Consider the following 25,791-nt stretch of genomic DNA (forward strand, 5'->3'; position numbering starts at 1 on the left):
GCATCGGGTGCACGGGTGCGCTGCTCGTCGGCAGGGGCGGGGGAGCGCAGCCTCACCGAACGAAGAAGGCCCGAGCCCCAGGGGGCTCGGGCCTTCCGGCGGGAGCGCGGCTCAGGTGCCGAGCGTGCCCAGGTACAGACCGATCACGGCCGGGTCGTCCATGAGCTCGCGGCCCGTGCCCGTGTAGGCGTCACGGCCCTGGTCGAGCACGTAGCCGCGGTCGCAGATCTGCAGGCAGCGGCGGGCGTTCTGCTCCACCATGATGCAGGTCACGCCGGCCTTGTTGATCTCGGAGACGCGGATGAACGCCTCGTCCTGACGGACGGGAGAGAGACCGGCCGACGGCTCGTCGAGCAGCAGCACCTTCGGGTCCATCATGAGCGCGCGGCCCATGGCGACCATCTGGCGCTCACCGCCCGACAGCGATCCCGCCCGCTGCTTCAGGCGCTTGGCGAGGTCGGGGAAGATGCTCGTGACGAAGTCGACGCGCTCGTTGAACCCCTTCGGCCGCTGGTAGAGACCCATCTGCAGGTTCTCGGCGATCGTGAGGCTCGGGAAGACGTTGTTCGTCTGGGGGACGAACCCGACGCCCTTCGCGACGAGCTTGTTCGCCCGCAGCCCCGTGATCTCCTCGCCCTGCAGCAGGACCGAGCCCGAGCGCACCTTCACCTGACCGAAGATCGCCTTGAGCATCGTGGACTTGCCGGCGCCGTTGGGGCCGATGATGCCGATCAGCTCGCCGGGAGCGGCGGTGAGGTTGGCGCCGTTGAGGATGTTCACGCCCGGCAGGTAGCCGGCGTGAACGTCGCGGAGCTCGACAACGTTGGCGGTCATCGACCGTCCTCCTTCTCGTGCGACGACTCGTTGTCGATCGCGGCGTCGACCTGCTGAGCGGTCTCGAGCAGCTCGGCGGCGGCGGCCGAATCGACCGTCCCCTCGTGGCGACCCGTGACGACGCCGAGGTCGACGTCCTGATGGGCTCCGAGGTAGGCGTCGATCACGGCCTGGTCCTTCATGACGGTGTCGGGCGGTCCCTCGGCGACGATCTTGCCCTCGGCCATCACCACGACCCAGTCGGCGATGTGGCGGACCATGTGCATGTCGTGCTCGACGAAGAGCACGGTCATCCCGAGATCCTTCAGGTCGAGGATGTGGTCGAGCAGCGACTGCGTCAGCGCCGGGTTGACCCCGGCCATCGGCTCGTCGAGCATGACCAGCGTCGGGTCGCTCATGAGCGCTCGCGCCATCTCGAGGAGCTTGCGCTGACCGCCCGAGAGCGACGCGGCGAAGTCCGTCTCCTTGGAGTCGAGCTTGAACCGCTTCAGCAGATCGCGCGCCTTCTCGTCGTTGGCGGTCTCCTGCTTGCGCCAGACGAAGGGGAGGATGCTCGAGAGCAGGCTCTCGCCCTTCTGCTTCGTGGCGCCCAGCTTCATGTTCTCGAGCACGGTCAGAAGGCCCAGCGCCTTGGTGAGCTGGAACGTACGGACCTGGCCCATCCGGGCCGCCTTGAACGCGGGGATACCGGCGAGGTTGCGACCGTCGAACGACCACTGGCCGCTGTTGGGCTTGTCGAAACCGGTGAGCAGGTTGAACAGCGTCGTCTTGCCCGCACCGTTGGGCCCGATCAGCGCCGTGATGGCGTTGCGCGGGATCTCGAGGTGCTTCACGTCGACGGCGGTGTTGCCGCCGAAGTCGCGACGGACGTTGTCGGCGACGATGATCGGATCGACTTTGGCGACGCCGGGGGCGATCTCGCCCTTGTGCAGTCCGGTCGCCTTCACCCGTTGCGCGGGAGCGCTGGGCACGACCGGCGTGGACTCATCGGACAAAGGTCATCTCCTTCTTGCTGCCCAGGATTCCCTGGGGGCGGAAGATCACGAGCAGCATGAGCGCGACGCCGACGATGACGAAGACGAGCATCTGGGACTGGTCGGCGGTGAGGAACGGCAGCAGTCCGATCGAGGACAGCGCCGGCAGCAGGTTCGACAGGAACGCGCGCACGACCCAGAACAGCACCGCGCCGAGCACCGGGCCGAAGATCGTCGCGGCCCCACCGAGGAGCAACGCCGTGTAGACGAAGAACGTCTGCGACGTGACGTACACGTTCGGGTTCACGTTCGTGTCCATCGCGGTGATGATGCCGCCCGCCGCGATGATCACGCCACCGATGACGAGCGCCTGCATCTTGAAGGCGAAGACGTTCTTGCCGAGCGCGCGCACGGCGTCCTCGTCCTCTCGGATGCCGCGGATGACACGACCCCAGGGGCTGCGCATGAGCATCCAGACCAGGAGCACGGCGACCACGACGGCGAGCAGGCCGAGGATGATGACGTACCACCGGTTGGCGTTGTAGGTCCACGGGCCGAAGCCGTAGTCGCCCGCGGGGAGCGGGTTGTTCTCGCCGCGCCAGCCGGACTGGAAGTTGAACAGACCGTCGGCCGAGCCCGTGACGCCGCGGAAGGTCGAGGTCAGGAACACCAGACGGAGGATCTCGGCGGCCGCGATCGTGACGATGGCGAGGTAGTCGCCTCGCAGTCGCAGCGTCGGGATGCCCATGATGAGCGCGAACACGACGGCGGCGGCGAAACCGATCAGGGCCGCGATCGGCCACGCGAGACCGAACGTCAGGATCGAGATCGCGAAGCCGTACGCGCCGATGGCCATGAAGCCGGCGACGCCCATGTTGAGGAGGCCGGCGAAGCCGAAGTGCATCGACAGGCCGATGGCGGCGAGGGCGTAACCGAACGTGGCCGGCGCGAGGATCTGCGAGGCCGTGTTCGAGAGGATCTGCAGGAAGTCCATGGTTTACCTACCCGATTCGCTCTCGGCGGCCGAGGATGCCCTGCGGCCGGAAGAGGAGGATGACGATGAGCACGACGAGGGCGCCCACATACTTCATGTCGGAGGGGATCCACAGGGTGGACACCTCGACGAGGAGGCCGACCACGATCGAGCCGATGAGGGCTCCGAACGCGGTACCGAGTCCGCCGAGCACGACGGCGGCGAACATGAGAAGCAGGATGCCGGAACCCATGTCCCAGCGGATGCCGGGGCGGAAGTAGGCCCACAGGACGCCCGCGAGACCGGCCAGCGCCGATGACAGGATCCAGACCATGCGCACGACGTTGTCGACGTCGATGCCGCTCGCAGCGGCCAGCGACGGGTTGTCCGACACCGCGCGCGTGGCGCGACCCAGTCGCGTGCGCGTGAGGAACCACGCGAACGCCGCGATGACGACGATCGAGATGCCCATGCTGGTCAGGTCGGTGACGCTGATGCGGATCGACCCGAGGCCCGGGATGATGTCGCTCGACGCCCCCGGGAGCTGCTGCGTGCCACCACCGATGAAGATCTGGAAGATATAGCGCAGCGCGAGCGAGAGACCGATCGAGACGATCATGAGCTGGACGATGCCGAGGCCCTTGCGCCGGAGGGGCCGCCAGATCCCGGCATCCATCGCGAGTCCGAAGACCCCCGAGAGGATCACCGCGAGCGGGATGGCGATCCAGATCGACCACCCGGTGCCGGCGCTCAGGAAGAGGGCGGCGATGGCGCCGAAGGTCACCATCTCGCCGTGCGCGAAGTTCGACAGGCCCGTCGTGCCGAACACGAGGGAGAGGCCGATCGCGGCGAGGGCGAGCATGAGGCCGAAGTTCAGGCCGTTCACCGTGCGAGAGAGCAGCTGGTCCATGAAGCCGACCGTCTGACGCTCTGCGGCGCCGAGGGTGAAGTTGCTCGAGACGGTGCTGGAGCTGCCGAACTGCACCTGCCGCTCGAACTCCTGCCCGTCGGGGACGGTGACTCCCGAGGGGAGCGAGTTGCGGTCGAGGTCGACCGTCCACGCCCCCTCTTTCGTGGGGACCTTGATCGTCGCGCGACCGCGCTCGTCCGTTGTGGCCTCGCCGGTGAAGGAACCGTCTGTGGCGGTCACCTTCGCTTGAGCGACGGGCTCACCTTCGGAGCGCACGTTCACCGTGATCGAATAGGGAAGATCCTCATCGTTGACGGCTGCCGTCGATGCCGGGGCGAACCCGAGCACCAGGGCGGCAGCGAAGAGTCCTGACAACAGCGTCAAGATCGAGCGTCGACGGCGAGGCATCCGTGGGGATGCTTGCCGAGTGGTCACGAAACCTCCTGGTCGTTCGACGACGTGGACCGTCGCCGCCCGGACACCGTAGTCCGGGAATATTGCCGCGTTGTTTCCATCGCAGCAGTCGATGCGAGAACGATACCTGGATGCGATGGATTCGCTGTGCGTTGCGCATTTCCGGCGCCGTCGAGAATGCGGAACGGGGGTAGAGGGAAGAGCGCAGGGTGGGGTATACCGCGCGGGCGGGGAAGAAAAGACGCCCCTCCGGCGCTTACACTTTCAGGCGGAGCGCCTCGCACGCGCCCCAGCCGACGACGTCCCTTTTCGAGCAGGCGCCGCGCGCGCAGGAGGATTCATGGAGCAGCACGACCCGTTCGGATTCATCGGACTGACTTACGACGACGTGTTGCTGCTTCCCGGCCACACCGACGTCATCCCGAGCGAGGCCGACACGTCGTCGCGTCTGAGCCGCCGCATCACGGTGGCGACGCCCCTGCTCTCGAGCGCGATGGACACCGTCACCGAAGCGCGCATGGCGATCGCGATCGCGCGCCAGGGCGGTATCGGCATCGTGCACCGCAACCTCTCGATCGAGGACCAGGCCGGCATCGTCGACCAGGTCAAGCGCAGCGAGTCGGGCATGGTCTCGAACCCCATCACCACGAACCCGGATGCCACGGTGGCCGAGGTCGACGCGATGTGCGCGCAGTACCGCATCTCGGGTCTGCCGGTGGTCGACCCCGACGGCGTGCTGGTCGGCATCATCACCAACCGCGACATGCGCTTCGTCTCGGGCTTCGAGCGTCAGACCACCAAGGTCAAGGACGTCATGACCAAGGACGGTCTGATCACCGGGCACGTCGGCATCCACGCCAACGACGTCATCGCGACCTTCGCCAAGCACCGCGTCGAGAAGCTCCCGCTCGTCGACGACGACGGCAAGCTCGCCGGCCTCATCACCATCAAGGACTTCGACAAGAGCGAGAAGTACCCGCTCGCCACCAAGGACGAGCAGGGGCGCCTGCGCGTGGGCGCGGCGATCGGCTTCTTCGGCGACGCGTGGCAGCGCGCCGAGGCCCTGCGCGACGCGGGCGTCGACGTGCTCGTGGTCGACACCGCGAACGGGCAGTCGGCCGGCGTGATCGACATCGTGCGTCGCCTGAAGGCCGACTCCACCTTCGACCACGTCGACGTCATCGGCGGCAACGTCGCGACGCGCGAGGGCGCCCAGGCGCTCATCGACGCGGGGGTGGATGCCGTGAAGGTCGGCGTCGGACCGGGCTCCATCTGCACCACCCGCGTCGTCGCCGGCGTCGGCGTGCCGCAGGTCACCGCGATCTACGAGGCGGCGAAGGCGGCGATCCCCGCGGGCGTGCCCGTGATCGCCGACGGCGGCCTGCAGTACTCGGGCGACATCGCCAAGGCCCTCGTGGCGGGCGCCGACACCGTCATGCTGGGCTCGCTCCTCGCCGGAACCGACGAGTCGCCGGGCGAGATCGTCTTCCAGGGCGGCAAGCAGTTCAAGCAGTACCGCGGGATGGGCTCGCTCGGTGCGCTGCAGACGCGCGGCAAGAAGACCTCGTACTCGAAGGACCGCTACTTCCAGGCCGACGTCCCCAGCGACGACAAGCTGATCCCCGAGGGCATCGAGGGCCAGGTGCCCTACCGCGGCCCCGTGGCGGCCGTGGCCTACCAGCTCATCGGCGGGCTGCGTCAGTCGATGTTCTACGTCGGCGCTCGCACGGTCGAGGAGCTCAAGACCAAGGGCAAGTTCGTCCGCATCACCTCGGCGGGACTCAAGGAGTCGCACCCGCACGACGTGCAGATCGTCGTCGAAGCGCCGAACTACAAGAAGTAGGCGTTCCCCACGAACGGGCCGGGCAGGCGATTGCCCGGCCCGTCGTCGTTTCGCCGCGGCTCCTCGGCGGTAGCGCCCGAAGCCTGGGTGGTCGCTGGGGACACGGCATCCGGATGCCGATAAGCTGGCCGGCTCGCCAGCCGCGGGCCGACGGGGGACTGCCGTGGGCATCCGCACGTCGCCTCCGCCGCCACGAGCGGCCGACCCGGAATTCGCCATGGGATACCTCGACCTCGCCGCCCTCTCGTTCACGCTGCCCGACGGCAGGCCCCTGCTCGACGAGGTGACGTTCCGCGTCGGCGAGGGGGTGACGACCGCTCTGGTCGGTCCCAACGGCGCGGGGAAGACGACGCTGCTGCGCATCATCCGCGGTGACGAGAAGGCGCATGGCGGTGTCGTGTCGATGGGTGGCTCGCTCGGAGTGATGGACCAGTTCGTCGGGCACGGGCGCGACGAAGAGAGCGTCCACGACCTCCTCGTGTCCGTCTCGCCGTCCCGCATCCGGCGTGCGGCGATCGAACTTGAGGCGTCCGAGGACGCCCTCATCGAGCGCGACGACCTCGACACCCAGCTGCGGTATGCCTCGGCGCTCGCCGACTACGCCGACGCGGGCGGATACGAGCACGAGACGGTCTGGGACACCTGCACGACGGCCGCCCTCGGGCTGCCGTACGAGCGGGCGCGGTTCCGCGACCTGTCGACGCTGTCGGGCGGCGAGCAGAAGAGGCTCGCCCTGGAGGCCCTGCTGCGCGGACCCGACGACGTGCTCCTGCTCGACGAGCCCGACAACTACCTCGACGTGCCCGGCAAGCGCTGGCTCGAGGAGCAGTTGCGAGCCACGGCCAAGACCGTGCTGCTCGTCTCGCACGACCGCGAACTGCTCGCCCGCGCCGCCGACCGCATCGTCACCCTCGAGAGGGGATCCGCGGGCAGCACCGCGTGGGTGCACGGCGGGGGATTCGGCACGTATGGCGCCGCGCGGGAGGACCGCATGGCCCGCCTGGAGGAACTGCGTCGCCGCTGGGACGAGGAGCACGAGAAGCTGCGCGCGCTGGTCGCCCGCATGAAGGTGGCCGCGGCCGCCAACGACGGCTTCGCCTCGCGCTACCAGGCGGCGGTCACGCGCCTGTCGAAGTTCGAGCAGGCCGGACCGCCCGAGGAGCGCCCGCCCGAGCAGGATCTGCAGCTGCGCCTCCGCGGAGCGCGCACGGGCAAGCGCGCGGTGGTGACGGAGCGGCTCGAGCTGTCCGGGCTCATGAAGCCGTTCGACCTCGAGGTGTGGTTCGGCGATCGCGTCGCCGTGCTCGGCTCGAACGGGTCGGGCAAATCCCACTTCCTGCGTCTTCTCGCCGGCGGAGGCACCGACCCCGACGCGCGTCTCGGGCACGTCACCACCGTGGGCGCCGGGCTCGATCGGGTCGCCCACTCCGGTCGCGCCATCCTGGGCGCCCGGGTCGTCCCCGGGTGGTTCGCCCAGACGCATCGGCATCCGGAGTTCGTCGGGAGAACCCTCTTGGACCTGCTTCATCGCGGTGACGACAACCGGGCGGGGATGCCGAGGGATGCCGCGAGCTCGGCGCTCGATCGCTACGGCCTCATCGCGCAGGCCCAGCAGGCGTTCGACACGTTGAGCGGCGGGCAGCAGGCGCGGTTCCAGGTGCTGCTGCTGGAGCTCTCGGGCACGACACTCCTGTTGCTCGACGAGCCGACGGACAACCTCGACCTCGCCTCGGCCGAGGCGCTGGAGGACGCGCTGTCGCGGTTCGAGGGCACCGTCCTCGCCGTCACGCACGATCGGTGGTTCGCGCGGTCGTTCGACCGGTTCGTCGTGTTCGGCTCGGACGGGGAGGTGTACGAGGCGGCGGAGCCCGTGTGGGACGAGAAACGGGTCGTGCGGGCGCGGTGACGCGCCGGATGGGCGCGGCTACGCTGTGCGCATGATCCGACGGCGCAGTCACCCGGCGGCGTCGATGTCGGCGCGGCGGACCGAGGCGTTCACCGACGGCGTCTTCGCCATCGCGGCGACGCTGCTCGTGCTGGGGCTCACCGACCAGTCGCTGGGCTCGCCCACCACCGACGACGAACTCGCCCGCGGGCTTCTCGATCTCGCGCACCCGCTGTTCTCGTTCGTCATCAGCTTCCTCATCCTGTGCGTGATGTGGATGACCCACGTGCGGCAGTTCGAGTGGATCGTGCGCATCGACGACACCGGCATGTGGATCAACAACATCCGGCTGCTGCTGGTGGTGCTCGTGCCCTTCACGTCGTCGTTGGACACCTCGCACTCCGACCTGCTGCTGGGGCGCGTTCTGCTCCCTGTGAACTTCTTCCTCGCGATCGTGATGGGGTGGCTGCAGTGGGCCTGGGCCGTGCGCTCGGGCGCGATCGCCGACCTGACGCGGGACGATGCGCGGCGACTGGGCCGCGCGAGCCTCAGCGCGGTCATCCTGAGCGCCGCGGCGATGGTGCTGAGCCCGGTACTCGGCTCGATCGGCTTCCTGCTGTTCGCCTTCGACGGCCTTCTCACGCGACTCCTGCGGGGATCGGACGACCCGTTGTCGCCTCCCTCTGCGTCTGCGGGGGAGTCCGACGCGGCCGACGGCGATGTCGGAGGGCGCGGGTAGGCTGGTCGGGTGACCATGGAGATCGATCTCGGCCGCGCCAAGCGCGCCCGCCGCGCGTACACCTTCGACGACATCGCCGTCGTGCCGTCGCGGCGCACGCGCAACCCCGAAGACGTCTCGACCGCGTGGACCATCGACGCGTTCCCGTTCGAGATCCCGGTGCTCGGTGCGCCCATGGACTCCGTGGTCAGCCCGCGCACCGCGATCGAGCTCGGGCGCCTGGGTGGGCTCGGCGTCCTCGACCTCGAGGGCCTGTGGACGCGCTACGACGACCCCGAGCCGCTGCTGGCCGAGATCGCGACGCTGCCCGAGGCCGACGCCACGCGCCGCATGCAGCAGCTGTACTCCGAGCCGATCAAACCCGAGCTCGTGCGCGACCGCCTCGCCGAGGTGCGCGCCGCGGGCGTCACCGTCGCCGGGGCCCTCACCCCGCAGCGCACGAACGACCTGTACGAGACCGTCGTCGCCGCGGGCGTCGACCTCTTCGTCATCCGCGGCACCACCGTGTCGGCGGAGCACGTGTCGAAGGTGGCCGAGCCCCTCAACCTCAAGAAGTTCATCTACGACCTCGACGTCCCCGTCATCGTGGGCGGCGCCGCCACCTACACGGCGGCCCTCCACCTCATGCGCACCGGTGCCGCGGGCGTGCTGGTCGGCTTCGGCGGCGGCGCCGCCTCGACGACGCGCGCAACGCTCGGGCTGCACGCGCCCATGGCCACGGCCGTGGCCGACGTGGCCGGGGCCCGACGCGACTACCTCGACGAGTCGGGCGGACGCTACGTGCACGTCATCGCCGACGGCGGCGTGGGCACCTCGGGTGACATCGTGAAGGCCCTCGCCATGGGTGCCGACGCCGTCATGCTCGGTGTCGCGCTGGCCCGCGCCACCGACGCCCCCGGGCGCGGGTACCACTGGGGTCCCGAGGCCCACCACCCCGAGCTTCCCCGCGGACGCCGGGTCGAGGTCGACTGCGTGGGTCCTCTCGAGCAGGTCCTCTACGGCCCCGCCCCCGTCGCCGACGGCACCGCCAACCTCATCGGTGCGCTCAAGAAGTCGATGGCCACCACGGGATACTCCGACCTCAAGGAGTTCCAGCGCGTCGAGGTCGTCGTCGCCCCCTACGGGCACTAATCACGAAAGCCCCATGACCTCCACCCCCACGACCGAGCCGGCACCGCCGCAGATCTTCCCGCCGACGCTGCGGGAGGTCATGCTGCGGCCACGCTGGATCGCGCTTCTCGCGTTCTCGCTCGTCGTCGCGGGCGTGCTCGCCTGGCTCGGGCAGTGGCAGCTCGGTCGCGCGGTCGACACCTCTCCTCCCGAGCCGGGGCTGACCGAGGTCGTGCAACCTCTCGCCGACGTCGTGAAGCCGGGCGACTACCTGCCGGAACCTCTCGTCGGTCAGCGGGTCGAGACGAGCGGCACGTGGGTGGCATCCGATTTCATCGTCGTCTCGTCGCGCTTCAACAACGACGTGCAGGGCTACTGGGTGACCGGTCAGCTGCGCGTTTCGGGGACGACCACACCGACGTCGATCGCCGTCGCGACCGGATGGACGAGCAGCCTCGATGAGGCCAACGCCGCCGCCGACGAGCTGCGCGCCCAGGCCGAAGCGGACCCGACAGCGGTCGTGGACGTGACGGGACGTCTCATCTCCGACGAAGGGGCGTCGATACCGCCGGCGAATGCCGACCCCCTCACGCTTGTGAAGATGTCGCCCGCCATGCTGCTGGGCCGGTGGCACGACACCCAGAACCTCGACGTCTACCGCCAGTACATCGCCTCGCAGACGGCGATCGGCCCCCTCGACGCCATCACCTCCCCAGCGCCCGACGAACGCTCGCGGGTCAACTGGCTGAACATCTTCTACGCCGCCGAGTGGGCCATCTTCGCCGGCTTCGCGCTCTACCTCTGGTACCGCCTCGCGCGCGACGCGTGGGAGAAAGAGGTCGAGGATCTCGAGGACGAACAGGCCGAGGCCGTCGCGGAAAGCTCCGCGTCGAGCAGTCCGGCGGGAGCCGCGGAATCCCGCGACTAGACTGGCCTCCATGCCCCGCGCCCCCAAGCTCGCCTCTTTCCCGGCGATCCGCGGAGCCCTGAAGTTCTACCAGATCTGCTCGATCATCACGGGTGTCGGCCTGCTTCTGCTGGTCGCCGAGATGATCCTGAAGTACACGCCCATTCACGTGGAGCTGTTCCTCGGCGGATCCGGTGGCTTCCTGTGGTTCGCGGATGCCGTGCCCGGCCCCGACTGCCAGTGGTTCTCGCTCTTCGTTCCGGGCGGCAACGGGTGTTCGATCTTGTCGACCGGCGACGGTGTGAACATCTCGCTGGCGATCCTGGTGGTCCACGGCTGGTTCTACGTCGTCTACCTCATCTCGTGCTTCCGCGTGTGGAGCCTCATGCGGTGGCCGTTCCGTCGGTTCGTCTTCCTCGCCCTCGGTGGCGTGGTGCCGTTCCTCTCCTTCATCCTCGAGGTGCGCACCGCCCGTCGCGTGCGCGCCTACCTCGCCGAGCGTGAGGCCGCGAAGGCCTCCGCTCCCGTTCCCGCCCCGGAAGGCAACCGGTGACCGAACAAACCGAAACGTCCCAGCGCCCCGTCCTCGTCGTCGACTTCGGCGCCCAGTACGCTCAGCTGATCGCGCGCCGCGTGCGCGAGGCCGGCGTGTACAGCGAGATCGTCCCGCACACCGCATCGGCGGAAGAGATCGCGGCGAAGAACCCCGTGGGCATCATCCTGTCGGGTGGCCCCTCGTCGGTGTACGAAGAGGGAGCCCCGAGCCTCGACTCCGGCGTCTTCGACCTCGACGTCCCGACCCTCGGTATCTGCTACGGCTTCCAGGTCATGGCGAAAGCACTCGGCGGAGAGGTGGCGAACACGGGCCTCCGCGAGTACGGAGCGACGGATGCCACGGTCGTCACCGAGGGCACGCTGCTGGAGGGTCAGCCCGCCGAGCAGAACGTGTGGATGAGCCACGGCGACCAGGTCTCGCGCGCCCCCGAGGGCTTCGAGGTTCTCGCCCGCACGGCGCACACCCCCGTCGCCGCGTTCGCGAACGACGCGCGCCGCATGTACGGCGTGCAGTGGCACCCCGAGGTCAAGCACTCCGACCACGGTCAGCACGTGCTCGAGAACTTCCTTCACAAGGCTGCAGGACTCCCGGCCGACTGGAACAGCGGAAACGTCATCGCCGAGCAGGTGGAGCGCATCCGCCAGCAGGTCGGTAGCAGCCGGGTCATCTCGGCGTTGTCCGGCGGCGTCGACTCCGCCGTGTCGACCGCTCTCGTCCACGAGGCCGTCGGCGACCAGCTCATCGCCGTGTTCGTCGACCACGGGCTGCTCCGCCAGGGCGAGCGCGAACAGGTCGAGAACGACTACGTCGCCTCGACCGGCGTGAAGCTCATCACCGTCGACGCGCGCGAGACGTTCCTGAACGCCCTCGCCGGTGTCAGCGACCCCGAGCAGAAGCGCAAGATCATCGGCCGCGAGTTCATCCGCGCGTTCGAGAAGGTGCAGGCCGACCTCGTCGCCGAGGCGAAGGCCGAGGGCGAGCAGGTGCGCTTCCTCGTGCAGGGAACCCTCTACCCCGACGTCGTCGAATCGGGCGGCGGAGCCGGTACCGCCAACATCAAGAGCCACCACAACGTCGGTGGCCTGCCCGAAGACCTGCAGTTCGAGCTCGTCGAGCCGCTGCGCACCCTCTTCAAGGACGAGGTGCGCGCCATCGGGCGCGAACTCGGACTGCCCGAAGCGATCGTCGGCCGCCAGCCCTTTCCGGGGCCCGGCCTTGGCATCCGCATCGTGGGTGAGGTCACCGCTGACCGTCTCGAGATCCTGCGTGAGGCCGACGCCATCGCGCGCGCCGAGCTGACCAAGGCAGGCCTCGACAACGAGATCTGGCAGTGCCCCGTCGTGCTACTCGCCGACGTGCGCTCGGTCGGCGTGCAGGGCGACGGCCGCACCTACGGCCACCCCATCGTGCTGCGCCCCGTCTCGAGCGAAGACGCGATGACCGCCGACTGGACGCGCCTGCCCTACGACGTGCTGTCGAAGATCTCGAACCGCATCACCAACGAAGTACGCGACGTCAACCGCGTGGTTCTCGACGTGACGTCGAAGCCGCCGGGGACGATCGAGTGGGAGTGAGCCGGGGTGTCGGTCGCGACGTACGTCGCTGCTGACTCCCGGCTACGTGACACGCCCTCCTGAGTCGAGAGCGGGGCCCCGGCCCCGATCGACTCAGGAGGGCGTGCCACTTCGCCTCGCGTGCGCGGCGAGGTGCGCGCTCCGCCTGCCCGGGCTGTGGGGATCGGGGCGGGATTTCTCGTTCGGGGGGAAAGAAATGCGCCCCGAACGACGGGATGCGCCCCGAACCACGTTCATAGGTGGCCCCGGGGCCACGTCTGGCGCCCCGGGGCCACGCTCGGCGCCCCGGCGATGTCGGCAACTGCACGGGCGGCGCCCCGGGGCCACCGCCCGCGCCCCGATGCGCACGTCGGGGCGACCGCGGCTCCGGCATGCCGCGGGGCGCGCGGCGGGTGGGGGAAGATGAGGGCGTGACTTCCGGCGACTTCCCCGACGCGTGGTACCTCATCCTGTCGAGCCGGCTGATCCCCGACCTCGACGGCGGATACACGATCGCGACCCTCGCGCGTGCGCGACAGATGGCGGAAGCCGGTGCGGAACCGCTGCTGCTGACCGTCGACCCCGGTGACGCCGACGCCCACTCCGCGCAGCGCGCGACCTTCGTCGAGCGGGGGGCGGCCTCGGCATCCGGAATCTTTCGCAACCTGTTCGACGAGGCCGTCGACGCCGACGGGGGAGCCGCGGGATGGCTGCGCGAAGTGGCGCACGCGGGCGACGCCGATCCGGCGCTCGAGTACCGAAGCGTGGCCGGGGGAGCGGTCGAGCTGCCCGTGGTCATCGACCCCGACTGGCACCTCACGACCGCGCCGATCGTGATCCGGGATGCCGCGGGCGAAGCCGTCGGCGTGATCGACGGATTCGGGGCGCTGTACCGCGCGTGGCTGACCGACCTGGCCGATCGGCTCCGCGCCGAGAACGACCGACCCATCGTCGTCATCTGCGAGTCCAGGCAGCTCGGCGAGCTCATCGCGAGCTGGGGCGACGACGCCGTGCGGATCGTGCACACCGTGCACACGATCCATCTCGAGCCGCCGTTCCAGGCCGACTCCGAGCTGAACCCTCTGTGGACGCGATGGTTCGAGATCTCACCGCGATTCGACGCCGTGCTGTGGCCGACCGCGTACCAACGCGACGACGTGCGGGCGCGCTTCGGCACTGCCGCGAACGACGTGGTCGCACCGCACGGGGTGGAGGCTTCGGATGCCGTGGTGCCGGCGTCGCAGCGCAAGAGTGGCCTTGTCGTGGTGCTGGGGCGGCTCGCCCCCGGCAAACGGCTCGACCGGGCGATCGAGGCCTTCGCGCGCGTTCTCGCCGACGTGCCGGACGCCCGACTCGAGCTCTGGGGCGAGGGGGCGCAGCGCGGGGCGCTCGAGGCCCTCGTCGCCGAGCGCGGACTCGAGCACGCCGTCTCGCTGCCCGGGCTGACCACCGACCCGGGCGCCGTGCTCGACCGTGCGGCGGTGTACCTCACGACGTCCGCTTTCGAGGGGCAGGGGCTCGCCCTCGCCGAAGCGCTCGCGCACGGCACGCCGGTGGTGGCGTGGGACATCCGGTACGGCCCGCGCGACATGCTCGCGTCGGGTGGGGGCGTCCTGGTTCCGGACGGTGATGACGACGCTCTGGTCGACGCGCTGCGGAGGGTGCTCACGGACGACGGGCTGCGCGAGAGTCTCACGGCCGAGGCGCGGCACGCGGCGGAGGCCGTGGGCCCGGCGCGCGCGATGCGCACGCTCGCCGCGGCCGCACGCGAGGTGCTGGGGAGGCCGCGCCGGCGCTGACGCCGGGCGTCCGCGACAGCCGCGCGACCTTGCGCACCGCGTTGCCGCATCGGCCGGAGAGCCGCGGTACGCCGGGCAGCACCCACTCGGCGCCCACGCCCCCGACACGATCGATGGGGAAAGTGCCTCCCCCGGGCCGTCGATGGAGGGCGGCGCGTCTGCTCCGACCGACATGGTCCGCGCCGGCTCAGCCGCGCGCGACCGTCCGCACCGCATCCGCCGCATCCGCCGGAGAACCGCGGAAGGCCGGACCGTGGCCGGGCAGGACCCAGTCGGCATCCAGTCCCGCGATGCGATCGAGCGAGGCGAGCGCCTCGGTCGGGTCGTCGGTGAAGGGCGCGGGTCCGGGTCCGGTGCGACCGGTGAGGACGTGGCGTGTCGTAAGGGCGTCGCCGACGAACACGGCGCGCACCGCGGGGGAGAAGACCGCGACGCTGCCGGGGGAGTGGCCGGGCATGCCGACGATGCGGGGGCTCCCGGGCAGGTCGAGGGTCTCGCCGTCGGCGACCTCTCGCACCTCGGTCAGCCACTGCGGGCGCATGCCCTTGCGGATGCCGAAGGCGGCGAAGCGCAGCAGCGGGCCGAGGCGGAACGGGCCCATCGCACTCTTGGGCTTGTCGCCGCCGCGGGCGCGATCGGCGTCGGCGGCGTGCACGAAGACGGGCACGCCGCGCTCGCGGCGGAGGCGCTCGGCGAAGCCCACGTGGTCGCTGTCGCCGTGGGTGAGGATGACGCCGCGGATGTCGTCGAGCGACCGGCCGATCGCGTCCACCTCCGCGCGAAGGTCGGCGTACATGCCGGGGAGGCCGGCGTCGACGAGGGTGATGCCCTCGGGGGCGACGATGAGGTACGAGGCGACGATGTCGTTACCGATGCGGTGGAGCGATGGCGCGAGTCTCACGGGGTGCCTTTCTGGATCGCTATGACAATTAGCCATGATAGCTTATATCCGTAGCCATGAGGAGGGTTCGTGCCCACACCGGAGAGAACGTCGCTCGAGGAGATCGTCGAGGCGGCCGCGCGACTGCTCGAAGAGGGCGGACCCGGCGCCGTGACGATGCAGGCCGTCGCTCAGGCGGTCGGGGTCAAGGCTCCCTCGCTGTACAAGAGGGTGCGCGACCGCGAGGCCCTGCTCGGGCTCGTCGGGGCGGCCGCGGCCGACGACCTGACGGCACGGCTCGAGGCGGCATCCAGAGGCCTAGACGACCTACTGGTCGCCTTCCGCGCGTTCGGGCGCGGCCGGCCCGAGGCGTTCCGCCTGCTGTTCACGACGGTGGTCGATGCCGACCGGCTCGCTGCCACGAGCGCCCCGGTACTGCGCGCGACGACCATCGCCGTGGGCGAGGCTCATGCGCTCGAAGCGGCGAGGCTGCTCACCGCGTGGGCGACCGGGTTCGTGACGATGGAGCTCGCGGGGGCCTTCCGCCTGGGCGGTGACCTCGAGGAGGCGTACCGCTACGGCCGCCGCCACCTGGTCGCCTCGCTCACGCTGGATCAGGGGGCGGAGCGGCCGGCCCAGGGGTCGTAGTCGGCGATCAGATCTTCTTGCGCCGGGCGCTCGGCATCCGGAACGTGCTGGAGGTTCACGCGGACCCGGTACCAGAGCGAGCTCGACCCGCGCATGCCGTCGACGAGGACATCGGCGGGGTGAAGCTGCGATGTCGCTTCCGGATGCCGCTGCTTCCACGTCTCGAGAGCGTCGAGGGCCTCGGGCTTGGTCTTGGTGCGCGCGACCTCGACGAGCGGCATCGTCGAGGCGCGGCGTCCGGAACCGTCGGATTCCCGCGGAGGCTTCTCGGCGGGGCCGAGCTGTTTCGCCAGGGACAAAAGGGCGTCGAGAGACCCCGCGGCGTCGTCGATGCCCGCGTGCGGGTCTCCGATGCTGCGGAACCGGTCGGGCACCGTGAGCACGGTGAACTCCTCGGGGCGACGGTCGCGGACCTCGTCCCATGTGAGGGGAGTCGAGACGCGGGCATCCGGCAGCGCGCGGATCGAGTACGCCGAGGCGACCGTGCGGTCCTTGGCGTTCTGGTTGAAGTCCACGAACACGCTCTCGCCGCGCTCCTCCTTCCACCAGCGGGCGGTCGCGAGTCCCGGCGCGCGGTTCTCGACCTCGCGCGCGAGCGTTTCGGCGGCGAGACGGACGTCGGTGTAGTCCCACTCGGGGCGGATGCGCACGAGGATGTGGAGGCCGCGCGAGCCCGAGGTCTTGGGCCAGCCGACGAGACCGTGGTCTTCGAGCACATCGCGGGCGATGAACGCGACGTCGACGATCTGCGACCAATCCACGCCGGGCATCGGGTCGAGGTCGACCCGCAGCTCGTCGGGGTGGTCGAGGTCTTCGGCGCGGACGGGATGCGGGTTCAGGTCGAGGCAGCCGAGGTTGACGACCCAGGCCAGGCCCGCGGCATCCCGGATCACCGTCTCTTCGGCGGAGGTGCCCGAGGCGTAGCGCAGGGTCGCGGTGTCGATGAAGTCGGGGTGGTTCTCGGGGACGCGCTTCTGGAAAAACGGCTCCTGGTCGAGACCCTTCGAGAAGCGCTTGAGCACCATCGGTCGCCCGCCCGCTCCGCGCAGGGCGCCCTCGGCGACGGAGAGGTAGTACCGCACGAGGTCGAGCTTGGTCAGACCCGGCTCGGGGAAGACGACGCGATCGGAGCTCGTGACGCGTACCTCGTGGCCGTCGACATCGAGGATCTCGGGCGGCGTCTTCGCGGGACTCATGGCGCGAGGCTAGCGCCGCGGCATCCGGGATTCGCACCCCTTGCGGCCGGAGTGCGGGGGTGTGGCCTGCACGACGAAGGGCCGCCCCGAAACGGGACGGCCCTTCGTGTCCGGCGAGTGCGTCAGTTGTTGCCGCGCAGGATCGCGATCATGCGCAGGATCTCGACGTACAGCCACACGACGGTGACCATGATGCCGAAGGCGCCGACCCAGCCGTAGACCCGGGCAGCGCCGTTGCGGACGCCGCGCTGGATCTGGTCGAAGTCGAGCACCAGCGAGTACGCGGCCATGATGACCACGAAGACGCCGATGATCAGGCCGAGCGGGATGCCCGCAACCTTCATGCTGTAAAGGCCGAAGGCGCCGCCAGCGATCGGGGCGTTGAAGAGCATCAGTCCCACGTTGAGGAGGGCGAACACCAGATAGCCGACCATCGCGATCATGAAGATCTTGGTGGCGCGGGCCGAGGCGCGGATCTTGCCGCTCGCGAACAGGGCGAGGGTCACGCCGACCACGGAGAGCGTGGCGAGAGTGGCCTGGAGGACGATGCCCGGGAAGATGAACTCGAAGTAAGCCGAGATGCCACCGACGAACAGGCCCTCGAACGCCGCGTAGGCGATGAAGACGGGGACGGAGGGCTTCTTCTTGAAGGTCGCGACCATCGCCAGGACGAAGCCGACGAGTCCTCCGACGAGCGTGGGGGCGAAGCTCGGGTTCGGGTTGGCGACGCTGACGCCGGCCATCGACCAGATCCAGCCGACGACGGCGGTGACGACGAGGATGCCGAACAGCGCCAGGGTCTTCATGACGGTGTCTTCGACCGTCATGCGACCGGTCTCGACGGCGCTCGCCGACGGGGCGGCGTACGCGCCTTCGATCGAGGCGGCGGCGGCGGGATCGACGGCCGGGGGCGGGCTGTAGCGCGTGTTAGCGCCACCGGCTCGAGGGTCCTGGAACGCCGGGTTGTTGAATGCCGGGTTGTTGAGGGCCACGGGAACTCACACTCCAAAGATGGTGATCACAGCACCGTGCTGTCAGACAACACTAGCCGAGCGGGGCGGTGGATTCCTTGTGCTGACTGGGATTCTGCTCTGAGCGCACTCGCTGTTCACGCGGTGCCGTTAGCGTGTCGAGGTGCCTCTCGTCATCGGTCATCGCGGTGCGCCCGGGTACCTGCCCGAGCACTCCCGCAGCTCGTATCTGCGGGCGATCGCGGAGGGGGTGGATGCCGTCGAGCCCGACGTCGTCCCCTCGAAGGACGGCGTGCTGGTCGTGCGGCACGAGAACGAGATCTCGGGCACCACAGACGTGTCGACGCGACCGGAGTTCGCTGGGCGACGAACCTCGAAGGTCGTCGACGGCGAGCACCTGACCGGCTGGTTCGTCGAGGATTTCACGTGGGATGAGCTGCGGACGCTGCAGTGCCGAGAGCGGATCCCCGCCCTCCGCCCCGACAGCGCGGCGCACGACGACTCCGAACCCGTGCTGCGCCTCCGCGACGTCCTCGACCTCGCCCGGCAGGGCGGGGTGGCGGTGGTGCTCGAGATCAAGCACGCGGCATCGTTCGCCCGACTCGGGTTCGACCTGGCCGAGCTCGTCGACGCCGAGCTGCGCGCCGCGGGATGGCGGGATGCCGAGGACGCGCTCGTCATCGAGTCGTTCGAGCCCCTGGTCCTGGCGCGGCTGCGAGAGCGCGGCATCCGGGTTCCGCTCGTGCAGCTGATCGAGGCGAAGGGGACGCCGTGGGATCTGCGTGAGCGGGACGGGGCGGACGCCGCCTCGTACGCCTCGATGCGGACCGCGGCGGGTCTCGATGTCCTCGCCGGCGAGGTGCAGGGCATCAGCCCGGACAAGCGCTCGGTGCTCGCGCCCGACGAGCGCGGCGTCGCGCGGGGGCCGGCGCGGTTCGTGCGCGAGGCGCAGGATCGGGGCCTGCGGGTGTTCACCTGGACGTGTCGGCCCGAGAACGCCTTCCTGCTGCCCGCCTTCCGCGGCCCGGGCGGTGAGGGGGCGTTCGGCGACTGGCGAGGCGAGTGGGCCGTGCTGCGCGATGCCGGGCTCGACGGGGTGTTCGTAGATCATCCCGATCTGGGGGTCGGGTTCTTCGGGACGGCGCGAAACTCCTGAGGCCCGACCCACGTGCCGGGCGTTGCAGCTCCTGGATGGCGTCGAGGCGACGATCCTCAGGAGTTCCGGCCCGCGCAACCCCGACCCCCCGGCGTACCCGCAGCCGACAGGATGGCCGCATGACGATGGATGTGACGGTGGTCGGCGGCGGGATCTCGGGCCTCGCGTGCGCGCGGGCGGTTCAGGACGCGGGTCGCTCGGTCCGCGTGCTCGATCGCGGGCGCCGGGTGGGCGGGCGTCTGTCGAGCCGCACGATCGACGGTCGACCCGTGGACCTCGGAGCCTCGTACTTCGTGGTCGGCGAGGCCGAGGGCTTCGCGCACGTCGTCGCCGATTGGGAGGAGCGCGAGCTCGCACGGCCGTGGACCGATACGTTCCAAGTGGTCGACGCCGACGGCGGGTGGACGCGCAAGCCCGGACCGATGCGGTGGGCTGCTCCCGCCGGGTTGCGTTCGCTCGCCCTCGACCTGGCCGAGGGCCTCGACGTCTCGTCGGAGCGCGTCGTCGAGAGCGCGGCGCCGTTCCGCGTCGACGGCGAGGATGCGGGCGAGGTCGTCCTGGCGATGCCGGCCCCGCAGGCGGCACGGCTGACCGGCGAGGCGCCCGGCGGGGCGCAGGAGTGGGAACCGGTGATCGCCGTCGTCCTGCGGTGGGACCGACGGCAGTGGGATGCCGACCTGCACGGCGCCTTCGCCGACGGCGACGCGGACGTGTCCTTCGTCGCCGACGACGGCGATCGCCGCGGCGACGACGCCCCCGTGCTGGTCGTCCACACCACGGCGGACCGCGCCCGACAGCACCTCGACGACCCCGAGTCGGCGATCGCGCCGGTGCTCGCGGCGACCCGGCGGCTGCTGCGCATCGACGTCCAGCCGGTGTCGACGCACGCGCATCGCTGGACCTTCGCCCGGCCCGCCGGAACGACCGGGCAGCCGTTCTTCCGCTCGCCGGGGCTCTCCGCGTGCGGGGACGCGTGGGGCGACAGCGCCGCCGTCCGCACCGCGTGGGCGTCGGGCGACGCCCTGGGGCGGGCGCTCGCGGCATCCTGAATCACGTCGAGGACACGCGCGGGCAGTGAGCGCGCGCGAATCCCGGGCGCGCCGCGGAATCGCCGAGGACGGACGGGGGATCGACGTCGGTGGCCCTCGGGGGTGTCGGGGGCTCCCTCTATGGTGAGGCTATGGATGCCGGTATCGACGTCGCAGGAGTCAAACGGTCCTTCGGCGCGGTGCACGCCGTGCAGCAGGTGACGTTCACGGCCCTGCCCGGCCGGGTCACCGGGCTCGTCGGGCCCAACGGGTCGGGCAAGACGACCCTCATGCTCATGCTCGCTTCTCTCCTGCGGCCCGATGAGGGCGAGATGCGCATCGGCGGCATCGACCCCGTCTCCGACCCGGCCGGCGCGCGTCGCCTTCTCGGATGGATGCCGGACTCCCTGGGCGCGTGGCCGAGCCTCACCTCGCGCGAGGTGCTGGTGGCCACCGCGCAGCTGTACGACCTGTCGCGCGAGGATGCGCGTGCACGGGCCGACCACCTGCTGGAACTCGTCGACCTCGGTGCGCTCGCCGCCTCGCCCGCTCGCGTGCTGTCTCGCGGGCAGAAGCAGAGACTGGCGCTCGCGCGTGCTCTGGTGCACGGCCCCCGGGTGCTGCTGCTCGATGAGCCGGCGTCGGGCCTCGACCCCCAGGCGCGCATCGCGTTGCGCGTGCTGCTGCGGCGGCTGGCGGGCGAGGGGCGCACGATCCTCATCTCGAGCCACGTGCTGTCCGAGCTCGAAGAGGTCGTGGACGACGCCGTGTTCATGGTCGACGGGCGGACCGTCGGCACCGATCGCGTCGCCGCCGCGGCGACCCGCGTGCGGGTGTGGCGTGTGCGTGTCGCCGCAGACCTCGCTCGGTCGACCGAGTCCGTGCGCGGCGACATCGCGGCCGCCCTCGGGCGGACGGCCGAAGAGGTGCGGGTCGACCGGCGCGACGTCCTCGTGCCCTTCTCCGACGAGGCGGCGGCGGTCGCGGGGCTGCGCTCGCTCGTGAGCGCGGGGCTCCCGATCGTCGAGTTCGCCCCGGCGGTGGGCGACCTCGAGCACGCGTTCCTCGACCTGAGGGCCGAGGCCTCGCCTCCGACACCCGACCTCCCCGATGGCCCGGCGGGGCCGCGAGATGCCTCTCCGCCCGGCTCCTGGGCGCCGCCCGCCGCGCATCCTGTGACGGATGCCGATCGCACCGACGACGGGAGCACCTCGTGAACCTGCATCGTCTGCGCACGATCATCGGCATCGAGCTGCGCCAGCGCGTGCGCTCCGTCGGGTGGTACGTGCTCCTCGGCATCTTCGCCGTCATCCTGGTGGCGCTGCTGAGCCTCTCGTTCGCCGCGTTCTCGCTGACCACGGGCGGCAGCGAGTGGTTCTTCTCGCTCGTCATCTTGCTCGTCCTGCTGCTCACGCTGTTGGTCTCGCCCACCTTGAGCGGGAGCGCGGTGAACGGCGATCGGGATGCCGCGACCCTCGCGCCCGTGCAGGTCACCCTGGTCACCACGAGCGAGATCGTGATCGGCAAGTTCCTCGCCGCGTGGATCTCGGGGCTGGCGTTCCTCGTCGTGGCGCTGCCGTTCCTCGTCGTGGCCACCCTCGCCGGCGAGCTCAACCCCGGAGCGATCGTCACCTCGCTGCTGATCCTGATCATCGAGGTCGGCGTCGTGGCCGCGATCGGGGTGGGGCTGAGCGCGGTGATCGCCCGGCCGATCTTCTCGGTCGCGTCGACGTATCTCTTGGTGGCGGCGTTGACGGTGGGCACGCTCATCGCGTTCGGGCTCGGGGGTGCTGCTCTGCGCACGCAGACGACGACGATCAGTCGCGACGTCGATTGGAACGCGGTGCCCCTGGGGTGCGACCTGAGTTCGCCCTCGACCTCGCCGAATTGCCCGAGCTACGACGAGCTGCCGTGCGTGGAGTCGAGCTACGTCTCCGAGCAGCCCCGGTTCGATCGCGTCTGGTGGATCCTCGCGGCCAACCCCTTCGTCATCCTCGCCGACGCGACTCCGCCGACGTACGAGAACGGCAACCCGACCGATCTGTTCTCTCAGATCGCCGCCGGGGTCCGCTCCGCGCAGCTGTCGCCCGAGGAGACCACGTCGTACGACGGGTGCACGCTGTCGCGCGGTCTCAACGTCGACGACTACCCGAGCACCGAGGAGCGCATCGCGGGGACGACCCCGAGCTGGTTCGTGGGGCTGTTCTTCCAGCTGCTGCTGGCCGGTGGGCTGCTCGCGTGGGGCATCTCCCGCACGAAGACGCCGGCGAAGAGGCTGCCTCCGGGGACGCGCATCGCCTAGCGACCCGCCGGTCATCGAGGCCGAGCGCACGAAGGGGCGCCCCCTGCCGCAGCAGGACGGGCGCCCCTCTCGTGCGCGGGGGAGGTCAGGCGTGGCCTTCGGCGGCGGGGAAGCCGGGGTCGTCGGCGGGAGCGGCGTCGCCGTCGAGGGCGTCGCCGGTGTGGTCGTCGAGGTTCACGTGCTCCTCGGCCTCGGCGGCGTCCTCGCGGACCTCGTCGGTGACGGCGTCGGTGGGGGCGGCCGAGTCGGCGCGGGCATCGTCGGAGTGGCGGGAGGGGATGTCAGGAGTGCTCATGCGTTCACGTTCCTCTCACCGGGCGGTGCGGGCGACCGGCTTGACACGGTCAGTCGGTGGCATCCGGGATCGATGACTCCACCGCCGGCCATGCCGGCAGCGGATCGGCGAAGGCGAGCCAGGTCGCGGGGCCGCCGGCGAACTCCTCGTCGGTCAGGACGGCGTGGTCGAGGAGGTGCGCGAGCTTCGGCGCCGAGAGGTCGAGACCGGTGAAGACGATCTCCTGCCCCAGGCCCATGCGGCCGTCGTCGGCGCCGAGCGGTTCGATCCACATCGCGGATCCGACGTGTTCCCAGCGGGCCAGGATGCCGGGGCGCGATGCCAGGCGGCAGAGCCCGGCCGAGCGCACCAGCCGGCCGGCCGCGCCGGCGTCGAGGCGATCGAGGGTCGCCGAGAGGCGCGCGGGGTGGAACGGCCGCACCTGCTCGTACGTGAGCGTCATCACGCGGTTGTCGCGCATGTACGGGTCGTGTTCGCCGTTCAACGCACGCACCCACCCCGCCCGCTCGAGGATCTCGCCCTCGTGCGTCGCGGCCGAGCGCAGGTCGGTGAGCGGGTCGCGCGACAGGCGCACGACGGCGGCGGGGTTCAGGTGCGACGCCAGCGCCATCTGCACGGCGAGCGCCGGCGTGGGCACCTGCTCCCAGTTGACCCAGACGATGCGCGTCGCGAGTTCCAATACCAGCGCCGCCTGGCGCGCCCGGGCGCCGATGTCACCGCGGGTGTCGCCGGGTTTCGCGGATGCCGACAGCGCGGCGTCGTCGAGGAGGTCGCCGATCATGTGGCGGGCGTCGACCACGCACACCGCCTCGACCTCCGACCCGCCGCGTGCCGCGATCGCGTGGATCAGGTCGACGTCGGTGCCGAGGTCGACCACGGTCTGCGCGTCGTTCGCCCGCGGGCGGGGGAGGGGGAGCGCGTGGGACACGCGCAGGTCGGCGTAGCGCAGCAGGTGAAGGGGGCGTGACAGCGCGACGGCGGTCCGTTCCGCGTAGGTGCGGCGCTCGGGGGCGCACACGCCCATGATGGCGATCGTGCGGGGCATGGCATCCACCTCTCATTTGTCAGGGGAGTGGGGACACTCTAGCTTGTTATTGAGAACAGTTATCAACAAGGAGGATGCCATGAAGGTCCGCGCGTCGATCAAGTCCCTGAAGAAGCAGCCCGGTGCGCAGGTCGTGCGCCGACGCGGCAAGGTGTTCGTGATCAACAAGCTCAACCCCCGCTTCAAGGGGCGGCAGGGGTGATCGCCCCGGGGTGGCGATAACGGAAACGAGAACCGTTCCCGAAAGCGTATACACATTGCAATTCGTGCATGTGTGTGGTGGTCTACCTGATGTGGACACGATCGCCGGGCTCGACGATGCCGCCGAGCTGTTCAAGGTCCTCGGCAACGAGTCGCGTCTCGCGCTCGTCTGGCTGCTGAGCCGCGAACGACTCACAGTCGGGGCGCTCGCCGAGCGCACCGGACTCTCGCAGCCGCTGGTATCGCAGCACCTGCGGACCCTGCGGCAGTCGGGACTCGTGAGCTCGGAACGCGAGGGCAAAGAGATCCGTTACGCCCTCGCCGACCAGCACGTCGCTCACGTCGTGCTCGATGCGATCGCCCACGTCACCGAACCGACCGATCAGGGGAACGAACAATGAGCACTGCCGACACCCACGCCGAGCATTCCGTCGACGAGCACGCGCACGGCGACGACTGCGGCCACCAGAAGATCGAGCACGGGGATCACATCGATTACGTGCACGGCACGCACCACCACGCGCTGCACGGCGATCACTACGACGAGCACGAGTCGAAGGCCGAGCACGGCGTCGACGAGCACCGTCACGGCGACGACTGCGGCCACGAGAAGGTGACGCACGACGACCACGCCGACTACGTGCACGACGGCCACCGTCACGCGCTGCACACGGATCACTACGACGAGCACTGAGCTCGAGCGGCCTCCCGTGTCACGAGCGCGGGGTGCACCGAGGCCCGCTTCCCCCGTCGGGGTGGCGGGCCTTTCGCGTGGGCCAGGTCAGGCCTGCACGCGGAAGGAGGGGGTCAACACACCGACATGGTGGGCAGAACGGATCCGTTCACGAATCGGATGGAGTCGACGCCACCCACCAGTCGGTGAAGAGCGCGGCACGACCGTCTTCGGCGAGCCGGATGACCATCATGTTGTCGTAGTGTCTCGCCTTCGCGGTGGCGTTGGGGTAGTCCGTCCACCCGCGGATCACGGCGACATCGCCGTCGACCGCGACGAGCTCGTGCGTGAACGACCACGTTCCCGGTTCGTCCTTCTGAGCGAGCCACGCGTCGACGATCGCGTCGCGACCCACCCAGGGAGGGGTCGACGGCCCGTCGCGGTACTCGGCCTGCTCCGTGAAAAGGGAGCGGATCTCGTCCGGGTCGTTCGTCGACCACGCGCGGACGTAACGAGCGATCCAGTTTTCAGCGGCGGCGGCGTTCTCGCGATTGTCCATGCGGGTCACGCTTCCGGAGCGGAGGACAGTGCGCAAGCGCTGTTGCGGCGGAGCTGCGGCCGCGTCACGTGACGAGGGACGGCTCATCGCGCCGATGTCGGGTCGCGTCAGGCCTGCACGCGGAAGGAGCGTCCCTCGAAGGTCACGACGTCGCCCACCTGCAGCTGGCGGCCGCGGCGGCGGTCCACCTCGCCGTTGACTTCGACGTAGCCGTCGATGATGGCCTCTTTGACGTCTCCGCCCGAGTCGAGGATGCTGGCGAACTTCATGAACTGGCCGAGGCGGATGCCCTCGCTGCCGACGGGCACATCCTGGGGCGCGGAGGAGGTCATGCGTCCAG

At 70.2% G+C, this 25,791-nt stretch carries 27 protein-coding genes; 16 read left to right on the plus strand and 11 right to left on the minus strand.

What is annotated here, in order from left to right:
* Positions 1 to 111 precede the first annotated feature (111 nt).
* From BLS25_RS13870 to BLS25_RS13885, 4 genes are read right to left on the minus strand one after another with little or no spacing between them, the layout of a single operon-like run.
* Entirely contained in the window at positions 112 to 834 is a 723-nt protein-coding gene (locus BLS25_RS13870) for an ABC transporter ATP-binding protein (protein ID WP_056226465.1), read from the minus strand.
* On the minus strand, positions 831 to 1,805 hold the full coding sequence (locus tag BLS25_RS13875; protein WP_143017967.1) for an ABC transporter ATP-binding protein: 975 nt from the start codon (positions 1,803 to 1,805) through the stop codon (positions 831 to 833). Before BLS25_RS13875 ends, BLS25_RS13870 begins: the two co-directional genes overlap by 4 nt.
* A gap of 13 nt (positions 1,806 to 1,818) precedes the next feature.
* Positions 1,819 to 2,802 (minus strand): branched-chain amino acid ABC transporter permease, encoded by a 984-nt coding sequence (locus BLS25_RS13880; protein WP_056226471.1) that lies wholly within the window; start codon positions 2,800 to 2,802, stop codon positions 1,819 to 1,821.
* Between the two features lie 7 nt (positions 2,803 to 2,809).
* A complete protein-coding gene (locus BLS25_RS13885) occupies positions 2,810 to 4,099 on the minus strand; it encodes an ABC transporter permease subunit (protein WP_081349859.1) in 1,290 nt (429 codons plus the stop codon).
* Positions 4,100 to 4,445: 346 nt separating this feature from the next.
* On the opposite strand from BLS25_RS13885, the gene guaB reads away from it, so the two are divergent.
* The 8 genes from guaB to BLS25_RS13925 all read left to right on the plus strand — a co-directional run bounded on the left by guaB (position 4,446) and on the right by BLS25_RS13925 (position 14,497).
* A complete protein-coding gene (guaB, locus tag BLS25_RS13890; protein WP_074696505.1) occupies positions 4,446 to 5,948 on the plus strand; it encodes an IMP dehydrogenase in 1,503 nt (500 codons plus the stop codon).
* 217 nt (positions 5,949 to 6,165) lie between these two features.
* Complete coding sequence (locus tag BLS25_RS13895; RefSeq protein WP_074696507.1) at positions 6,166 to 7,854, plus strand: ABC-F family ATP-binding cassette domain-containing protein; 1,689 nt, start codon at positions 6,166 to 6,168, stop codon at positions 7,852 to 7,854.
* Positions 7,855 to 7,885: 31 nt separating this feature from the next.
* Positions 7,886 to 8,572 (plus strand): TMEM175 family protein, encoded by a 687-nt coding sequence (locus tag BLS25_RS13900; RefSeq protein ID WP_056226483.1) that lies wholly within the window; start codon positions 7,886 to 7,888, stop codon positions 8,570 to 8,572.
* A 15-nt stretch (positions 8,573 to 8,587) separates the two neighbouring features.
* Positions 8,588 to 9,703, plus strand: coding sequence for a GuaB3 family IMP dehydrogenase-related protein (locus BLS25_RS13905; RefSeq protein ID WP_074696509.1), 1,116 nt, complete (start codon positions 8,588 to 8,590; stop codon positions 9,701 to 9,703).
* 13 nt (positions 9,704 to 9,716) lie between these two features.
* Positions 9,717 to 10,610, plus strand: a complete 894-nt coding sequence (locus tag BLS25_RS13910) for an SURF1 family protein (protein WP_074696511.1) — start codon at positions 9,717 to 9,719, stop codon at positions 10,608 to 10,610.
* 10 nt (positions 10,611 to 10,620) lie between these two features.
* On the plus strand, positions 10,621 to 11,142 hold the full coding sequence (locus BLS25_RS13915) for a DUF3817 domain-containing protein (protein ID WP_056226492.1): 522 nt from the start codon (positions 10,621 to 10,623) through the stop codon (positions 11,140 to 11,142).
* Complete coding sequence (guaA, locus tag BLS25_RS13920; protein WP_056226495.1) at positions 11,139 to 12,719, plus strand: glutamine-hydrolyzing GMP synthase; 1,581 nt, start codon at positions 11,139 to 11,141, stop codon at positions 12,717 to 12,719. Before BLS25_RS13915 ends, guaA begins: the two co-directional genes overlap by 4 nt.
* 410 nt (positions 12,720 to 13,129) lie before the next feature.
* Positions 13,130 to 14,497: a glycosyltransferase gene (locus BLS25_RS13925; protein WP_256335596.1), complete on the plus strand. Its 1,368-nt coding sequence runs from the start codon at positions 13,130 to 13,132 to the stop codon at positions 14,495 to 14,497.
* Between the two features lie 187 nt (positions 14,498 to 14,684).
* Here BLS25_RS13925 and BLS25_RS13930 read toward each other — a convergent pair whose 3' ends face one another.
* On the minus strand, positions 14,685 to 15,398 hold the full coding sequence (locus BLS25_RS13930; RefSeq protein WP_074696515.1) for an MBL fold metallo-hydrolase: 714 nt from the start codon (positions 15,396 to 15,398) through the stop codon (positions 14,685 to 14,687).
* Positions 15,399 to 15,467: 69 nt separating this feature from the next.
* Here BLS25_RS13930 and BLS25_RS13935 point away from each other — a divergent pair, with 69 nt between their 5' ends.
* On the plus strand, positions 15,468 to 16,025 hold the full coding sequence (locus tag BLS25_RS13935; RefSeq protein ID WP_074696517.1) for a TetR/AcrR family transcriptional regulator: 558 nt from the start codon (positions 15,468 to 15,470) through the stop codon (positions 16,023 to 16,025).
* Here BLS25_RS13935 and ligD read toward each other — a convergent pair.
* On the minus strand, positions 15,992 to 17,221 hold the full coding sequence (ligD, locus tag BLS25_RS13940; RefSeq protein WP_074696519.1) for a non-homologous end-joining DNA ligase: 1,230 nt from the start codon (positions 17,219 to 17,221) through the stop codon (positions 15,992 to 15,994). The two genes, BLS25_RS13935 and ligD, sit on opposite strands and share 34 nt — an antisense overlap.
* 122 nt (positions 17,222 to 17,343) lie before the next feature.
* Positions 17,344 to 18,213, minus strand: a complete 870-nt coding sequence (locus BLS25_RS13945) for a Bax inhibitor-1/YccA family protein (protein WP_074696521.1) — start codon at positions 18,211 to 18,213, stop codon at positions 17,344 to 17,346.
* Between the two features lie 142 nt (positions 18,214 to 18,355).
* Between BLS25_RS13945 and BLS25_RS13950 the strand changes: the two genes are divergently transcribed.
* The 4 genes from BLS25_RS13950 to BLS25_RS13965 all read left to right on the plus strand — a co-directional run bounded on the left by BLS25_RS13950 (position 18,356) and on the right by BLS25_RS13965 (position 22,678).
* Entirely contained in the window at positions 18,356 to 19,348 is a 993-nt protein-coding gene (locus BLS25_RS13950; RefSeq protein ID WP_074696523.1) for a glycerophosphodiester phosphodiesterase family protein, read from the plus strand.
* Positions 19,349 to 19,467: 119 nt separating this feature from the next.
* Positions 19,468 to 20,397: an NAD(P)/FAD-dependent oxidoreductase gene (locus tag BLS25_RS13955; RefSeq protein WP_074696525.1), complete on the plus strand. Its 930-nt coding sequence runs from the start codon at positions 19,468 to 19,470 to the stop codon at positions 20,395 to 20,397.
* Positions 20,398 to 20,528: 131 nt separating this feature from the next.
* On the plus strand, positions 20,529 to 21,593 hold the full coding sequence (locus BLS25_RS13960; protein ID WP_074696527.1) for an ABC transporter ATP-binding protein: 1,065 nt from the start codon (positions 20,529 to 20,531) through the stop codon (positions 21,591 to 21,593).
* Positions 21,590 to 22,678, plus strand: a complete 1,089-nt coding sequence (locus tag BLS25_RS13965) for an ABC transporter permease (protein WP_056226518.1) — start codon at positions 21,590 to 21,592, stop codon at positions 22,676 to 22,678. The genes BLS25_RS13960 and BLS25_RS13965 overlap by 4 nt, the downstream gene beginning before the upstream one ends.
* An 85-nt stretch (positions 22,679 to 22,763) precedes the next feature.
* On the opposite strand, the gene BLS25_RS13970 is transcribed toward BLS25_RS13965, so the two are convergent.
* Together BLS25_RS13970 and BLS25_RS13975 are read right to left on the minus strand one after the other, a co-directional pair.
* Entirely contained in the window at positions 22,764 to 22,973 is a 210-nt protein-coding gene (locus BLS25_RS13970) for a hypothetical protein (RefSeq protein WP_056226521.1), read from the minus strand.
* 49 nt (positions 22,974 to 23,022) lie between these two features.
* Entirely contained in the window at positions 23,023 to 24,018 is a 996-nt protein-coding gene (locus tag BLS25_RS13975) for a GTP-binding protein (RefSeq protein ID WP_074696529.1), read from the minus strand.
* A gap of 79 nt (positions 24,019 to 24,097) precedes the next feature.
* Here BLS25_RS13975 and ykgO point away from each other — a divergent pair, with 79 nt between their 5' ends.
* The 3 genes from ykgO to BLS25_RS17215 all read left to right on the plus strand — a co-directional run bounded on the left by ykgO (position 24,098) and on the right by BLS25_RS17215 (position 24,913).
* Positions 24,098 to 24,220: a type B 50S ribosomal protein L36 gene (ykgO, locus tag BLS25_RS13980; protein WP_056226526.1), complete on the plus strand. Its 123-nt coding sequence runs from the start codon at positions 24,098 to 24,100 to the stop codon at positions 24,218 to 24,220.
* 91 nt (positions 24,221 to 24,311) lie between these two features.
* Positions 24,312 to 24,620 (plus strand): ArsR/SmtB family transcription factor, encoded by a 309-nt coding sequence (locus BLS25_RS13985; RefSeq protein WP_056226528.1) that lies wholly within the window; start codon positions 24,312 to 24,314, stop codon positions 24,618 to 24,620.
* The gene (locus BLS25_RS17215; protein ID WP_056226530.1) at positions 24,617 to 24,913 is read left to right on the plus strand and encodes a hypothetical protein; all 297 of its coding nucleotides are present in this window, start codon (positions 24,617 to 24,619) and stop codon (positions 24,911 to 24,913) included. Before BLS25_RS13985 ends, BLS25_RS17215 begins: the two co-directional genes overlap by 4 nt.
* Positions 24,914 to 25,061: 148 nt before the next feature.
* Here BLS25_RS17215 and BLS25_RS13995 read toward each other — a convergent pair whose 3' ends face one another.
* Positions 25,062 to 25,451: a nuclear transport factor 2 family protein gene (locus tag BLS25_RS13995; RefSeq protein WP_056226532.1), complete on the minus strand. Its 390-nt coding sequence runs from the start codon at positions 25,449 to 25,451 to the stop codon at positions 25,062 to 25,064.
* A gap of 107 nt (positions 25,452 to 25,558) precedes the next feature.
* A complete protein-coding gene (locus BLS25_RS14000) occupies positions 25,559 to 25,783 on the minus strand; it encodes an RNA-binding S4 domain-containing protein (RefSeq protein WP_056226534.1) in 225 nt (74 codons plus the stop codon).
* Between the last annotated feature and the right edge of the window lie 8 nt (positions 25,784 to 25,791).

The organism is Microbacterium testaceum StLB037 (genome assembly GCF_900104345.1).
Classification (GTDB): Bacteria; Actinomycetota; Actinomycetes; order Actinomycetales; family Microbacteriaceae; genus Microbacterium; species Microbacterium testaceum_A.

Excerpts from the sequence above, each read along its gene's own strand:
- BLS25_RS13975 (WP_074696529.1), bottom strand. The coding sequence starts at position 24,018 with ATGCCCCGCACGATCGCCATCATGGGCGTGTGCGCCCCCGAGCGCCGC.
- ykgO (WP_056226526.1), top strand. The coding sequence starts at position 24,098 with ATGAAGGTCCGCGCGTCGATCAAGTCCCTGAAGAAGCAGCCCGGTGCG.
- guaB (WP_074696505.1), top strand. The coding sequence starts at position 4,446 with ATGGAGCAGCACGACCCGTTCGGATTCATCGGACTGACTTACGACGAC.
- BLS25_RS13910 (WP_074696511.1), top strand. The coding sequence starts at position 9,717 with ATGACCTCCACCCCCACGACCGAGCCGGCACCGCCGCAGATCTTCCCG.
- BLS25_RS17215 (WP_056226530.1), top strand. The coding sequence starts at position 24,617 with ATGAGCACTGCCGACACCCACGCCGAGCATTCCGTCGACGAGCACGCG.
- BLS25_RS13895 (WP_074696507.1), top strand. The coding sequence starts at position 6,166 with ATGGGATACCTCGACCTCGCCGCCCTCTCGTTCACGCTGCCCGACGGC.
- BLS25_RS13870 (WP_056226465.1), bottom strand. The coding sequence starts at position 834 with ATGACCGCCAACGTTGTCGAGCTCCGCGACGTTCACGCCGGCTACCTG.
- BLS25_RS13915 (WP_056226492.1), top strand. The coding sequence starts at position 10,621 with ATGCCCCGCGCCCCCAAGCTCGCCTCTTTCCCGGCGATCCGCGGAGCC.
- BLS25_RS13905 (WP_074696509.1), top strand. The coding sequence starts at position 8,588 with ATGGAGATCGATCTCGGCCGCGCCAAGCGCGCCCGCCGCGCGTACACC.
- BLS25_RS13970 (WP_056226521.1), bottom strand. The coding sequence starts at position 22,973 with ATGAGCACTCCTGACATCCCCTCCCGCCACTCCGACGATGCCCGCGCC.
- BLS25_RS13885 (WP_081349859.1), bottom strand. The coding sequence starts at position 4,099 with ATGCCTCGCCGTCGACGCTCGATCTTGACGCTGTTGTCAGGACTCTTC.
- BLS25_RS13995 (WP_056226532.1), bottom strand. The coding sequence starts at position 25,451 with ATGGACAATCGCGAGAACGCCGCCGCCGCTGAAAACTGGATCGCTCGT.
- BLS25_RS14000 (WP_056226534.1), bottom strand. The coding sequence starts at position 25,783 with ATGACCTCCTCCGCGCCCCAGGATGTGCCCGTCGGCAGCGAGGGCATC.
- BLS25_RS13955 (WP_074696525.1), top strand. The coding sequence starts at position 19,468 with ATGACGATGGATGTGACGGTGGTCGGCGGCGGGATCTCGGGCCTCGCG.
- ligD (WP_074696519.1), bottom strand. The coding sequence starts at position 17,221 with ATGAGTCCCGCGAAGACGCCGCCCGAGATCCTCGATGTCGACGGCCAC.
- BLS25_RS13960 (WP_074696527.1), top strand. The coding sequence starts at position 20,529 with ATGGATGCCGGTATCGACGTCGCAGGAGTCAAACGGTCCTTCGGCGCG.
- BLS25_RS13900 (WP_056226483.1), top strand. The coding sequence starts at position 7,886 with ATGATCCGACGGCGCAGTCACCCGGCGGCGTCGATGTCGGCGCGGCGG.
- BLS25_RS13880 (WP_056226471.1), bottom strand. The coding sequence starts at position 2,802 with ATGGACTTCCTGCAGATCCTCTCGAACACGGCCTCGCAGATCCTCGCG.